The sequence below is a fragment of the Acidaminococcus sp. HCP3S3_H5 genome, assembly GCF_052122235.1.
GTDB lineage: Bacteria > Bacillota > Negativicutes > Acidaminococcales > Acidaminococcaceae > Acidaminococcus.
Genome location: NZ_JBQKCS010000008.1, coordinates 72,115 through 84,718, shown reverse-complemented (window position 1 = coordinate 84,718; position 12,604 = coordinate 72,115). Strand labels below are relative to the sequence as shown.

The 12,604-nt window shown below is 58.0% G+C and carries 12 protein-coding genes; 1 reads left to right on the top strand and 11 read right to left on the bottom strand.

The features are described from left to right. Nucleotides 1–19 precede the first annotated feature (19 nt). The 3 genes from ACTQY5_RS10350 to mraZ form a co-directional block, all read right to left on the bottom strand. Entirely contained in the window at nucleotides 20–436 is a 417-nt protein-coding gene (locus ACTQY5_RS10350; RefSeq protein WP_022486907.1) for a septum formation initiator, read from the bottom strand. Between the two features lie 28 nt (nucleotides 437–464). Then, nucleotides 465–1,394, bottom strand: coding sequence for a 16S rRNA (cytosine(1402)-N(4))-methyltransferase RsmH (gene rsmH / locus ACTQY5_RS10345; protein WP_022486908.1), 930 nt, complete (start codon nucleotides 1,392–1,394; stop codon nucleotides 465–467). A 316-nt stretch (nucleotides 1,395–1,710) separates the two neighbouring features. Then, entirely contained in the window at nucleotides 1,711–2,130 is a 420-nt protein-coding gene (gene mraZ, locus ACTQY5_RS10340; RefSeq protein ID WP_229778381.1) for a division/cell wall cluster transcriptional repressor MraZ, read from the bottom strand. A 468-nt stretch (nucleotides 2,131–2,598) separates the two neighbouring features. Between mraZ and ACTQY5_RS10335 the strand changes: the two genes are divergently transcribed. Beyond that, nucleotides 2,599–2,820: a DUF1858 domain-containing protein gene (locus ACTQY5_RS10335; RefSeq protein ID WP_022486910.1), complete on the top strand. Its 222-nt coding sequence runs from the start codon at nucleotides 2,599–2,601 to the stop codon at nucleotides 2,818–2,820. An 84-nt stretch (nucleotides 2,821–2,904) separates the two neighbouring features. Here the strand turns inward: ACTQY5_RS10335 and pyrE are convergent, their stop codons facing one another. Genes pyrE through ACTQY5_RS10295 form a run of 8 tightly spaced genes read right to left on the bottom strand, consistent with a single transcriptional unit; the run spans nucleotide 2,905 to nucleotide 12,417 of the window. Beyond that, the gene (gene pyrE, locus ACTQY5_RS10330; RefSeq protein WP_154487286.1) at nucleotides 2,905–3,477 is read right to left on the bottom strand and encodes an orotate phosphoribosyltransferase; all 573 of its coding nucleotides are present in this window, start codon (nucleotides 3,475–3,477) and stop codon (nucleotides 2,905–2,907) included. Beyond that, a complete protein-coding gene (pyrF, locus tag ACTQY5_RS10325) occupies nucleotides 3,478–4,197 on the bottom strand; it encodes an orotidine-5'-phosphate decarboxylase (protein WP_022486612.1) in 720 nt (239 codons plus the stop codon). 12 nt (nucleotides 4,198–4,209) lie between these two features. After that, nucleotides 4,210–5,148: a dihydroorotate dehydrogenase gene (locus ACTQY5_RS10320; RefSeq protein WP_022486613.1), complete on the bottom strand. Its 939-nt coding sequence runs from the start codon at nucleotides 5,146–5,148 to the stop codon at nucleotides 4,210–4,212. Next, nucleotides 5,142–5,909 (bottom strand): dihydroorotate dehydrogenase electron transfer subunit, encoded by a 768-nt coding sequence (locus ACTQY5_RS10315; RefSeq protein WP_022486614.1) that lies wholly within the window; start codon nucleotides 5,907–5,909, stop codon nucleotides 5,142–5,144. The genes ACTQY5_RS10320 and ACTQY5_RS10315 overlap by 7 nt, the downstream gene beginning before the upstream one ends. A 3-nt stretch (nucleotides 5,910–5,912) precedes the next feature. Continuing rightward, nucleotides 5,913–9,119, bottom strand: coding sequence for a carbamoyl-phosphate synthase large subunit (gene carB / locus ACTQY5_RS10310; protein WP_022486615.1), 3,207 nt, complete (start codon nucleotides 9,117–9,119; stop codon nucleotides 5,913–5,915). A gap of 1 nt (nucleotide 9,120) precedes the next feature. After that, a complete protein-coding gene (gene carA / locus ACTQY5_RS10305; protein WP_154487292.1) occupies nucleotides 9,121–10,197 on the bottom strand; it encodes a glutamine-hydrolyzing carbamoyl-phosphate synthase small subunit in 1,077 nt (358 codons plus the stop codon). Continuing rightward, a complete protein-coding gene (locus ACTQY5_RS10300) occupies nucleotides 10,185–11,477 on the bottom strand; it encodes a dihydroorotase (protein WP_154487294.1) in 1,293 nt (430 codons plus the stop codon). Before ACTQY5_RS10300 ends, carA begins: the two co-directional genes overlap by 13 nt. Continuing rightward, entirely contained in the window at nucleotides 11,461–12,417 is a 957-nt protein-coding gene (locus tag ACTQY5_RS10295; protein WP_075580585.1) for an aspartate carbamoyltransferase catalytic subunit, read from the bottom strand. Before ACTQY5_RS10295 ends, ACTQY5_RS10300 begins: the two co-directional genes overlap by 17 nt. Between the last annotated feature and the right edge of the window lie 187 nt (nucleotides 12,418–12,604).

The window sequence follows — 12,604 nt, the reverse complement described above, 5'->3', positions numbered from 1 at the left end:
TCAAAGGCAGCTCCGCTGCCTACTCTCTTACATAAATGTTGCTCCGGGCGGTCTGCATGCCCAGTTTCTTTTCGGCTATGCTGGTGATCCGCTCCGGGCTCCGGAGCCGTTCCACGTCGATTTTCAGGGTCTCGTTCTCGTCCAGGCACTGGGCCTCCACGGCCTTGAGCTTTACCAGATCGTCAGAACGGGCGAAGAACAGCTGACTGAGAGCCACATTCACGAATATTAATGATAATACCAAACAGGCATAAAATGCAACCCGACGCAGCACAATATTTTCCTTCTTTACGGTTTTTTTCGGTTTGGACGTCTGCTGCCGCTGCCGGGGACGGGAAGGCGCAGGAGTCTCCTCTTCCTGCACGGCTGCAGAACCGTAGGTATAGTATTTCTGAGACGGCCACTCCATGGGTCGGCTGTTTTTCCTGGTATCCATGCTGCCTCTCCTTCGTTGGTTTGTTGTTTCAGATCTTCACGGCCCCCCGCAGCCGGGCGCTTCTGGCTCTGGGATTTTCCGCCAGCTCCCCTTCGCTGGGAGTGAATTCCTTCAATTTTTTCAGTTCCGGCTTCCGTCCGCAGACGCACACCGGCAGTTCCGGCGGGCAGATGCATCCCCGCTGGAGCCGTTTGAAGGCCTGTTTGATGATCCGGTCTTCCAGAGAATGGAAAGTGATCACCCCGATATGGCCCCCCGGTTTCAGATGATGGACCGCCGCTTCCATGGTGGCATCCAGGATCTTCAGTTCGTCATTCACTTCGATCCGGATGGCCTGGAAGGTCCGTTTGGCCGGATGGGGTCCGTCCTGACGGGCCCCCTTGGGAATGGCCGCCTTGATGATGTGGACCAGTTCCCCGGTGGTCCGGATGGGATGATCCTTCCGGGCTGCCACAATGAACTGGGCGATCCGTTTGGCCCACCGTTCTTCCCCGTATTTGTAGATGATCCCGGCCAGGTCGTCTTCCTTGTACCGGTTCACCACCTGTTCCGCCGTCAGGCTGGCCTCCTGGTCCATCCGCATGTCCAGAGGCCCGTCATGCATGTAGGAGAACCCCCTCTCCGGGGTATCCAGCTGATAGGAGGACACTCCCAGGTCGAACAGGATCCCGTCCACCTGGGGGATTCCCAGGTCTTCCAGGATGGCATCCAGGTTCCGGAAATTGTTGTGGACGATCTTTACCTGGCACGGGGCGTCCTTCAGCCGCTCGGTGGCTGCTGCAATGGCGTCCTCGTCCTGGTCGATGCCGATCAGCATCCCCTCCGGGTCCAGAAGTTCCGTAATCCGGTGGGAATGGCCGGCCCCGCCCAGCGTGCAGTCCACATAGATCCCCTTGGGATCCGTGACCACCCACCGGACACTTTCTTCCAATAATACACTTTTATGGACAAATTCCATGACAAACCCCAATCTATTCATTCTTGCCATGCGTACCTGCCTATCCGCCCTTTTCAAGGGGGCGGCAAGCCGGACATGGCTATCCCCCATTTATATCCGCCCTTTTCAAGGGCGGCAAGCCGGACATGGCTGTCCCCCATTTATATCCGCCCTTTTCAAGGGGGGCAAGCCGAACATGGCTGTCCCCCATTTATATCCGCCCTTTTCAAGGGCGGGGGACCAGCCGTCAGGCTGGTGGTGGGTTAGCAGCGCCAGCTGCGTTTCCAAGCAGGCCAAATTCCTTCAGCGTTTGGCATCCATCGGCCGTTGACCGCTTTTATTCAAAATCCAATTCTTCGATCAGTTCCGCCACATCGCTTTCCACGGCCTTGGTGTAATCCGCATAGCGCTGGGCATCCCAGATTTCCGCCTTGCTCCCCACCCCCACGATCAGGGCCGTTTCCCCGATCTGGGCATAGGTCCGCAGGTTGGCAGGCAGCAGGATCCGACCCTGTTTGTCCGGCTCCACCTCACAGGCGCCGCCGAAAATGAACCGTGACACATCCCGCATCTTCTGCTTGGGCATCATTTTCTGGGCAAAGCTGTTCTTCAGTTTTTCCCAGGCTTCCAGAGGGTACACGTCCAAACAGCCGTCCACTCCTTTGGTAACAACAAAGGAAGGGCCCAGGTTCTCCCGCATCTTTGCCGGGACGAACAGACGGCCCTTGCTGTCCAGCGCATGTTCAAATTCGCCCATCAGCATCGGCCATCCCACCCTTCCCAAAAAAATTCGCCACTTTCCACCACTTTTCCCCATTATAGAATGTTTTCCATGAAAAAGCAATGAAAAACCGGTCAAGACACCCGGAGGGCAGGGTCAGGTGGTTAGGTCGCTCACGGGTCCGTAGGGGCGGCAGGCCCGGCCGCCCGCCCCCATTTCCCGCCAGGCGCGGAAGATGGGTCGAAATTCACGAGTCTGGATGGCATGAGCCAGTCCATTCCTTCCAGGCGCGGAAGATGTACCCAGATACGCGAAAGCAGCGGATTTTGACTGGGACATAGTACAAGGACGTACATGTCACAGTCAAAATCCGCTGCTGACAAAGTAGATGGGTGCATATTCCGCGCCTGGGTTATGCGTTAGCCATTGCGTTAGCCATATTGTTCCTTGACAGACTATGGTATAATAAATCATACCCATTAAATGTAATTGAGGAGGATTCAGATGGAAAAGGTTACTGCTGATTCCAGCATTATTGAAACGGTGCAGATGCACCCTGAAATCGTCAACATTTTTATGCAGTATGGTCTGGGCTGCATCGGCTGCATGGCCGCCAACTTCGAAACCATCGGCCAGGGCGCCGCTGCCCACGGCATCGACGTAGATGCCCTGATCGCCGACATCAACGACTGCATTGCAGAAGTTGAAGGGGAAGAAAAGAAATAAGGAAAAAGGGGCTGTCCTTCCGGACAGCCCCTTTTTTGTCACTGGTCAGTGACCGGGGGTGTGAATTTTTTCACACCTCTTTTTTTATTTCCCCGTCCGTCCCCGCTGGGTCAGAGGCACACCCTGTTTGCACAGAGGGCAGTCTTCCGGTTTGTAGGCTTCCACGTCCAGGCGCAGCAGAGGCTCGGTGCGGACGCCGAAATCCACTTTGCCGCCGCTCCGGTCCACCAGGAGGCCTACGCCCACCGGTACGCCTCCTTCGCTTTTCACCACGTCCAGCACTTCCCGTACACTGCCGCCGGTGGTGACGATGTCTTCCACGATCAGTACCCGGGTCCCCGGTTCAATGTGGAACCCTCTCTTGAAGGTCATCTTCCCATTCACCCGTTCCGTAAAGAAGAACCGGGTGCCCAGGTTCTTGGCCACTTCATAGGCCAGCAGGATGCCGCCGGTCATGGGGCCCACCACCAGTTCCACGTTGTCGTTGACGAACCGGGCAGCGATTTCCTTGCACAGGGCTTCCGTGTACCGGGGCTGCTGCAGCACATTGAATTTTTCCACATAGGTGGGGCTGTGGAGGCCGCTGGTCAGCAGAAAATGACCATGCATCACCGCGTTGGTTTCTTCCAGCATATGCAGTACCGTTGTATCGTTCATTTAAAAAGCTCCTTCCATTTCTTCCAGGATCTTCCGTACAGCTTCCTGTTTGTTTTCCGCCTGGGTAATGGGCCGTCCCACCACCAGATGGGTGGACCCGTTGCCGATGGCAGCCGCCGGGGTGGCAATCCGGCTCTGGTCGTTGGTGGCAGCCCAGGCCGGCCGCACCCCAGGGGTCACAATGAGGAAATCTTTCCCGCATTTTTCCCGGATCCCGGCCGCTTCCCGGGGCGAAGCCACCACCCCGTCCAGGCCGCTTTCTTTGGTAAGGGCCGCCAGGTCCAGTACCTCTTCCCCAATGGGTTTGGCATAGTTCAGAGGCTTCCACTGGGCTTCATCCATGCTGGTGAGCACGGTGACGGCAATCAGTTTGGGTGCAGGCCGGCCCAGTTCCGCCGCCGCTTCCTTCACCGCCTTCATGCCTTCCGCCATCATCTTGGGGCCGCCCACCGCGTGGACGTTCATGATATCCGCTCCCAGCCGGGTCAGCACGGCCAGGCTGTGAGCCACCGTATTGGGGATGTCCTGGAGCTTCAGATCCAGGAACACTTTTTTGTCCTTGTCCTTCAGGTACCGGATGATGTCCGGACCGGCCCCGTAGAACAGTTCCATCCCCACTTTGTAAAAGGTCACTGCATCCCCCAGTTCTTCCACCAGGGCTTTGGCCCGGTCAAAGGTGGGGAAATCCAGGGCCGTGATCAGTCTGTCTCTTGCATCCATGGGTTCCACTCCTCAGTTCCGTCCCGGCAGGGCCTGTCCCCGGAGTTCCTCCAGAGAAGCCGCCCCGCTGGCGTCCAGATAATCCTGGATCCCCTGGCTGATGGTTTCCGCCAGGCTGGGATCCGTAAAGCTGCAGGTGCCCACAGCCACTGCCGTGGCCCCAGCCAGGATGAATTCCACCGCATCCTGCCAGCAGCTGATACCCCCCATGCCGATAAGAGGCACCTTCACTGCCTGGGCCACCTGGTACACCATGCGCACGGCCACCGGGTGCACCGCCGGGCCCGAAAGGCCTCCCACGATGTTTCCCAGCACCGGCCGCTTCTTCTGGATGTCGATCTTCATCCCCACCAATGTATTAATGAGGGAAATGGCGTCGGTGCCGGCGGCTTCCACCGCCCGGGCAATTTCCGTAATGTCCGTCACATTGGGAGACAGCTTGGTGATCACCGGCTTATGGGTATGGGACTTGGCCGCCTGCACCACTTCTCCTGCCGCATGGCAGTCGGTACCGAAAGCCAGGCCTCCCTGGGCCACGTTGGGACAGGAAATGTTCAGCTCGATGGCGTCCACTCCGTCCACATCCAGCAATTCCGCCAGGGTGCCGTAGTCTTCCGCACTGTCCCCGTCGATGTTCACGATCACCGGGGTATTGGTTACCTGCCGGAGATGGGGCAGGGTTTCCTTCAAAAAGTATTCCACTCCTGGGTTTTCCAGCCCCACACAGTTCAGCACTCCCGCCGGGGTTTCCACCAGCCGCTGGCCCTTGTTTCCGGGCCGGGGCTTCAGGGTGGTCCCCTTTACGGTAATGGCGCCGATATGGTCCAGGTTGAGAAAATCCGTAAATTCCAGACCGAACCCGAAAGTGCCGGAAGCAGTGGTCACCGGTGTCTTCATGATCACCCCCGCCAGGTTCACCTGCATCCGGGGATCTTCATAAGGCTTCACCATTCCACCACCTCCTGGCTCCAGAACACCGGGCCGTCCTTGCAGATCTTCATCCGCTTGCCGCCTTTTCCTTCGCAGGAGCAGGACAGACAGGCACCCAGGCCGCAGCCCATGTATTTTTCCAGGGATACCTGGCAGGGCACCCCGTACTGGTCCACCACTTCCACCACAGCCTTCATCATGGGGCTGGGGCCGCACACGTACACGCAGTCATACTGTCCCGTGGCCAGAAGCCCGGGCAGCACCGCGTTCACCGTGCCCTTCACCCCGTAGGATCCGTCATCGGTGGTTTCATACTGTTTGGCGGTTTTGTCCTTGAACAGGTCCGCCCAGAACACTTCCGCTTTGGTCCGGCCCCCTACGATCACTTCCATTTTGTGATCCGGGTCCGCCTGGGCCAAAAAGTGGAGAGGGGCCAGGCCCATGCCGCCGCCCACCAGGAGACCCCGTTTGGCCCCCAGATGGAACCCGTGGCCCAGGGGCCCCACCACACTGATGGGGTCCCCGGCCTCCATGGCATCCATAAGTTCCGTGGTTTCTCCCACGATCCGGTACATCAGGGAAAAAGTCCCGGCCGCCCGGTCCACCCCGGCCACCCCGAAGGGCCGCCGGAGCAGGGGCTGATGGAGCTTGTTCACCCGTACCGTCACAAACTGTCCCGGCTGGGCCGCTGCCGCCACTTCCGGACAGCGGATTTCCATGAGCCGGATGTCCCCGGAAAGTTTCTCCTGCCGGACAATGGTTCCTTCCATATATACTGCCATGGCTTACTCCGTCTTCAGATCCTGGAGAGCCACCACGCTTACCACGTTCCGCCGGCGCATGGCACCCATGGCCTTGTACAGGGCCCGGGCGGTATCCAGGCTGGTCAGGCAGGGAATGGCGTGTTCCACCGTGGACCGGCGGATCTTGAAGCCGTCCCGGGTAGCGTCGGAACCGTGGGTCAAAGTATTGATCACCATGCAGATCCGGCCTTCCTTGATGTCATCCAGCAGGTTGGGGGTACCGGCGCTGGCCTTTTCCACCCGGCCCACATGGATGCCTTTTCCTTCCAGGAACTTGGCGGTACCGGCGGTAGCCACCAGTTCATAGCCCAGGTTTTCAAACCCTTCCGCAATGGGCACCACTTCTTCCTTGTCCTGGTCCGCTACGGTGATCAGGATGGCACCGCTCTTGGGGATGTGGGTGCCGGCGGCAATGCAGGCTTTGTACAGGGCTCTGGGGAACTGGGCATCGATGCACATGACTTCCCCGGTGGATTTCATTTCCGGCCCCAGGGTGATGTCCACGTCGGTCATCTTGTTGAAGGAGAACACCGGCGCTTTCACCGCATAGTAGTCCGGGAAGAGCTTCAGGCCCGGTTCCAGGCCCTGTTCCCGGATGGATACGCCCATGGCGCATTTGGTGGCTACATCCACCATGGAGATGCCCGTCACCTTGCTCAGGAAAGGCACTGTCCGGCTGGACCGGGGGTTTACTTCGATCACATACAGCTTGTCATCCCGGACAATGTACTGGATGTTGATCATCCCATGGACTTCCAGGCCCAGGGCCAGTTTGGTGGTGTAGTCGATGATCTGTTCGATTACGTGCTCGCTGAGGGTCCGGGGCGGGTACACCGCAATGGAGTCCCCGGAATGGACCCCGGCCCGTTCGATGTGTTCCATGATCCCGGGCATCAACACGTCCTTGCCGTCGCAGATGGCATCCACTTCCACTTCCGTACCCATCAGGTAGTGGTCCACCAGCACCGGGTGTTCGTGGGAAGCCTTTACGGCGTTGTTCATGTAGTATTTCAGTTCGTCGTCGTTGTAGACGATTTCCATGGCCCGGCCGCCCAATACATAGGAAGGACGTACCATTACAGGGTAGCCCACATCGTTGGCAGCCCGCAGAGCCCCGTCGATGTCAAACACCGTGTGGCCTTTCGGACGGGGAATCCCCACACTGGTCAGCAGTTCGTCGAACCGTTCCCGGTCTTCTGCCCGGTCGATGCTGTCTACGGAAGACCCCAGGATCTTCACCCCGCAGTCATGGAGCGGACCGGCCAGGTTGATGGCGGTCTGGCCCCCGAACTGGACAATGACCCCTTCCGGTTTTTCCCGGTCGATCACATTCAGCACGTCTTCCAGGGTCAAGGGTTCGAAATACAGCCGGTCAGCGGTATCGAAGTCCGTGGATACGGTTTCAGGGTTGTTGTTTACAATGATGGTTTCGTAGCCCAGATCCTTCAGAGCCCATACAGAGTGGACGGAGCAGTAGTCGAATTCCACCCCCTGGCCGATCCGGATGGGACCGGAGCCCAGTACCAGCACCTTCTTGTTGGGGGTGTCTTCCACTTCGTCTTCCACCCCGTAGGTGGAGTAGTAGTACGGAGTTTCCGCGTCGAATTCCGCGGCGCAGGTATCCACCATCTTGTAAACAGGGGTAATGCCCCATTCCTTCCGGATGGCACGGATTTCCAGACCGGTCTTCCCTACCAGTTTCCCGATGGTCACATCGGCAAAGCCCCGTTTCTTCACTTCCCGGAGAAGTTCCGGCGTCAGTTCTTCGCTCTTCAAACGCACTTCCAGTTCCACAATGTGGCGGATCTTCCGCAGGAAGAATTCGTCGATCTTGGTGATGGCATGGGCCTGGTCCACGGTCATCCCTCTCCGGAAGGCTTCGGCGATGGTAAAGAGCCGTTCGTCGTCCACTTTCCGGACCTTTTCAAAGACTTCCTGGTCCGTCAGCTTGTGGAGTTCCGGCATGTCCATATGAGTCAGGCCGATTTCCAGGCAGCGGACCGCCTTCAGCAGACCGGCTTCGATATTCCGTTCGATGGCCATCACTTCCCCGGTGGCCTTCATCTGGGTCCCCAGGGTGTGGTCCGCATTGACGAACTTGTCAAAGGGCCAGCGGGGGATCTTGATGACACAGTAGTCCAGGGTGGGTTCGAAGCAGGCGGAGGTTTTCTTGGTTACCGCGTTTTCGATTTCGTCCAGGGTATACCCGGCAGCGATCTTGGCGGCCACTTTGGCAATGGGATAGCCTGTTGCCTTGGAAGCCAGGGCAGAAGACCGGCTTACCCGGGGGTTCACTTCGATGACGATGTATTCTTCACTGTCCGGATTCAGGGCATACTGCACGTTGCAGGCCCCTTCCACCCCCAGTTCCCGGACGATGTCGATGGCGGCGGTCCGGAGCATCTGGACTTCCCGGTCAGTCAGGGTCTGGCAGGGAGCCACCACGATGGAGTCCCCGGTATGGACCCCCACCGGGTCGATGTTTTCCATGTTGCAGACGGTGATGCAGTTGTCTTCATGGTCCCGGACCACTTCATATTCGATTTCCTTCCAGCCGGCTACGGACCGTTCGATCAGGGCCTGACCGATCAGGGAGTACATGAGCCCTTTGGTGGTAATGTCATCCAGCTGATCCATGTTGTGGGCAATGCCGCCCCCGGTGCCCCCCAGGGTGTAGGCCGGCCGCACGATCAGAGGGAAGCCCACCTTCTTGGCAAATTCCTTGGCCGCATCCACGCTTTCCACAATGGTGCTCTGGGGAATGGGCTGGTGGAGTTTCTCCATGGTTTCTTTGAACAGTTCCCGGTCTTCCGCCTTCATGATGCTGGAGATCTGGGTGCCCAGGAGCTGCACATTGTATTTCTTCAGAATGCCTTTTTTGTCCAGTTCAATGGCCAGGTTCAGGCCGATCTGGCCCCCCAGGGTGGCCAGCAGGGAATCCGGCCGTTCCTTGGCGATGATGGCTTCCAGGAATTCCACATCCAGGGGTTCCACATACACCCGATCTGCAATGTGCACATCGGTCATGATAGTGGCCGGGTTGGAGTTCACCAGCACCACTTCCAGCCCTTCTTCCTTCAGGGCCCGGCAGGCCTGGGTGCCGGAATAGTCGAATTCAGCAGCCTGACCGATGATGATCGGGCCGGAACCGATGACCATGACTTTCTTTACATTCTCTTTTTTTGGCATATCAGTGCCCTCCCATCATTTTGATAAACCGGTCGAACAGATAAGCGTTGCCGCTGGGACCGGGGGATGCTTCCGGATGGTACTGCACTGTGAAGGTGGGATGGTTCAGATAGCGCAGGCCTTCGATGGTGTTGTCGTTCAGGGACCGGTTGATCACTTCCACCGGCAGTCCCTTCAGGGAATCCTCATCCACCATGAACCCATGGTTCTGGGAGGTGATGCAGATCTTGTGGTCCACCAGATCCCGGACCGGCTGGTTGATGCCCCGGTGGCCGAAAAGCATTTTCTTGGTCTTGGCCCCGTTGGCCAGCGCCATGACCTGATGCCCCATGCAGATGCCGAAAATGGGTTTCTTGCCGATCATCTTTTTGATGTTGTCGATTTCCACCGTCAGATCCGCCGGATCCCCAGGGCCGTTGCTCAGGAAAATCCCGTCCGGATCCATGGCCAGTACCTCTTCCGCCGGAGTTTCCGCCGGGAATACGGTCAGTTTGCAGCCTTTTTCCACCAGGCATTCCAGGATGTGCCGCTTCACCCCGTAGTCCATGACGGCTACGGAATATTTGGCGTCGTCCGGTCCCATGGTGTACACCTTTTTGGTGGTTACCTGGGCCACCTGGTCATGTTCTTCGGGAGTGGCCAAAAGAGCCTGGACTTCGTCGTCCGGAGTATCTGCCGGCACCAGCACCCCCTGAAGGGTCCCGTAGGACCGGATCCGCCGGGTCAGCGCCCGGGTATCCACACCGGCCAGCACCGGGATATCGTTCTTTTCCAGGAATTCCAGCACCGTGCCTTCATCCCGCCAGCTGGAGGGTTCGTCACACAGTTCGCTGACGATCAGCCCCTTGTAGCAGCAGCCGTCACTCTGGCAGAACAGGTCGTTGCAGCCGTAGTTCCCGATCAGGGGATAGGTGAAGATGACGATCTGCCCGCAGAAAGAGGGGTCCGTCAGGGTTTCCTGATACCCGGACATGCCGGTGGTGAACACCACTTCCCCCACTGCCTTATGGGTGCTGTACAAAGTTCCTTCATAGACGCTTCCGTCTTTCAATACCAACTTGCCTTTTACTTTTTGCATACTACACCGTCTTTCATCACAAACCGGCCATCGACCATGGTCGCCACTGCCATGCCTTTGCAGTGTTTTCCGTTGAAAGGAGTCACCTTGCCCCGGGTATAGAATTTTTCACTGTCCACCGTCCATTCCCGGTCCAGATCCAGGATGGTGATGTCCGCATTCCGGCCTACCTTCAGGCTGCCGGCGTCCAGATTCATGATCCGGGCCGGGCTGGTGCTCATTTTGTTGACGATTTCATTGATGGAGAATTCTCCCGTATGGTACAGCTCCGTCAGGATCACCCCTACGGAAGTCTCCAGGCCGCAGAACCCGTTGGGAGCATACCGGAATTCCACATCTTTTTCTTCCGGCGCATGAGGAGCATGGTCCGTTACGATGGCATCGATGGTGCCGTCCTTCAACCCCGCCCGCATGGCTTCCACATGATCCCGGCTCCGGAGAGGAGGAGAAACCCGGGTGGCCGTATTGTAACCGGCGCAGGCTTCATCGGTAAGGGTCAGGTGGTGGACCGTCACTTCGCAGGTGATGTTCACCCCTCGGGCCTTGGCCTTCCGGACAATGTCCACAGCCCCCTTGCTGGCAATGTGGGCAATGTGGATGTGGGCCCCGGTGTATTCCGCAATGGCCGCATCCCGGGCCACACAGATGTCTTCGGCGATGGAAGGGATGCCGGGCACACCCAGACGGGCGGAAACGGCCCCTTCGTGCATGAACCCTTCGTGGTTCATCTCTTCGTCGATGTCGTGGCAGATCAGGGGCTTGTCAAAAGCGCTCACATACTGGGCTGCCAGGTTCATTACATAGGCACTGGACACATAGTGGCCGTCATCAGAGAAGCCCATGACCCCGTGCTGGGCCATGTCCCCCATTTCAGACAGTTCCTTGCCTTTTTCCCCTTTGGTAATGGCCCCGATCACTTCCACATGGACGTACCCTTCCTTTTGGGCCCGTTCCTGGATGCCGCTGACCACAATGGAGCTGTCGATCACCGGTTTGGTGTTGGGCATGCAGGCCACCCGGGTGATGCCCCCGTGAGCCGCTGCCATAGTGCCGGTGACCAGATCTTCCTTGGCTTCCAGCCCCGGTTCCCGGAGATGGGTGTGCAGGTCGATGAACCCGGGAGCCACCACCAGGCCCGTAGCGTCGAACACTTCGTTCGCCGCTGCATCAATGTGAGGTGCCGCTTCCGCGATTTTCCCGTCTTCCACCAGAAGGTCCATCACCTGGTCCAGCTGCTGGCTGGGATCTACGATCCGTCCGTTCTTAATTAGCGTTTTCAACTGGCTTTCCTCCCATAATCGTCAAGAATAACACGGCCATCCGCACCGCGACCCCGTTGGTCACCTGTTCCCGGATCACAGCCTGGTCACTGTAGCCCGTATCCCAGGAGATTTCCAACCCCCGGTTCATGGGACCGGGATGCATCACCAGACAGTCCGGTTTGGCCAGTTTCATCCGTTCTTCGTTGACCCCGTAAATCCGGGCGTATTCCCGGGGAGTGGGGAACATGGCCTTGTCCTGGCGTTCCAGCTGGATCCGCAGCACATCCACCACATCCGCCCCTTCAATGGCGTCTTCCACCCGTTTGTGCACCGTGACCCCCAGTTCCTGGATGTCGTGAGGAATCAGGGTCATGGGACCGGCCACATGGACATCCGCTCCCAGCTTGGTCCAGGCCGCAATGTTGCTCCGGGCCACCCGGCTGTAAAGGATATCCCCGATAATGGCCATTTTCAGGCCCTTGAACTGTTTCCCATGTTCCAGGATGGTGAACATGTCCAGGAGACCCTGGGTGGGATGGGCATGGGCCCCGTCCCCGGCGTTGATCACAATGGGGGCTGCAATGTCCGCTGCGTACTTGGCTGCCCCTTCCACCGGGTGACGCATGACAATGGCATCACAGGCCATGGACTGCATGGTCAGGATGGTGTCCTTCAGGCATTCCCCTTTTTTCACACTGGAAGTGCCGGTGCTCAGGTTGATTACGTCCGCCCCCAGATACTTCCCGGCCAGCTCGAAAGAGCTGCGGGTACGGGTGCTGTTTTCATAGAACAGGTTCACAATGGATTTGCCCCGGAGAGACGGGAGCTTCTTGATGTCCCGTTTCATGACCTTCTTCATCTCCGCCGCCGTTCGCATGATCAGATCGTACTCTTCCACGGACAGGGAGGAAAGATCCAGGATATCCCGTCCGGACAGGCTGACTGCCGCCTTTGTCATGTTGTAGCCTCCTATAATAAACTGCAGGTTGAAAAAATAAGCCTTCTCGTCCTAAGACAAGAAGGCTTCTAATAACTGCTTCTGGATAAAAGTCCCTTTCTTAGTCTCACAGGACTAGGTTAAAAGGTGATTCTTTGAAGTTTTTTCTAGTGTAGCACGGGGGAAAAGAAAAGTCAAGGCGGGAGAA

Bases quoted from the DNA above. Each gene is read 5' to 3' on its own strand.
- ACTQY5_RS10350 (WP_022486907.1), bottom strand. From the start codon at position 436: ATGGATACCAGGAAAAACAGCCGACCCATGGAGTGGCCGTCTCAGAAA.
- rsmH (WP_022486908.1), bottom strand. From the start codon at position 1,394: ATGGAATTTGTCCATAAAAGTGTATTATTGGAAGAAAGTGTCCGGTGG.
- mraZ (WP_229778381.1), bottom strand. From the start codon at position 2,130: ATGGGCGAATTTGAACATGCGCTGGACAGCAAGGGCCGTCTGTTCGTC.
- ACTQY5_RS10335 (WP_022486910.1), top strand. From the start codon at position 2,599: ATGGAAAAGGTTACTGCTGATTCCAGCATTATTGAAACGGTGCAGATG.
- pyrE (WP_154487286.1), bottom strand. From the start codon at position 3,477: ATGAACGATACAACGGTACTGCATATGCTGGAAGAAACCAACGCGGTG.
- pyrF (WP_022486612.1), bottom strand. From the start codon at position 4,197: ATGGATGCAAGAGACAGACTGATCACGGCCCTGGATTTCCCCACCTTT.
- ACTQY5_RS10320 (WP_022486613.1), bottom strand. From the start codon at position 5,148: ATGGTGAAGCCTTATGAAGATCCCCGGATGCAGGTGAACCTGGCGGGG.
- ACTQY5_RS10315 (WP_022486614.1), bottom strand. From the start codon at position 5,909: ATGGCAGTATATATGGAAGGAACCATTGTCCGGCAGGAGAAACTTTCC.
- carB (WP_022486615.1), bottom strand. From the start codon at position 9,119: ATGCCAAAAAAAGAGAATGTAAAGAAAGTCATGGTCATCGGTTCCGGC.
- carA (WP_154487292.1), bottom strand. From the start codon at position 10,197: ATGCAAAAAGTAAAAGGCAAGTTGGTATTGAAAGACGGAAGCGTCTAT.
- ACTQY5_RS10295 (WP_075580585.1), bottom strand. From the start codon at position 12,417: ATGACAAAGGCGGCAGTCAGCCTGTCCGGACGGGATATCCTGGATCTT.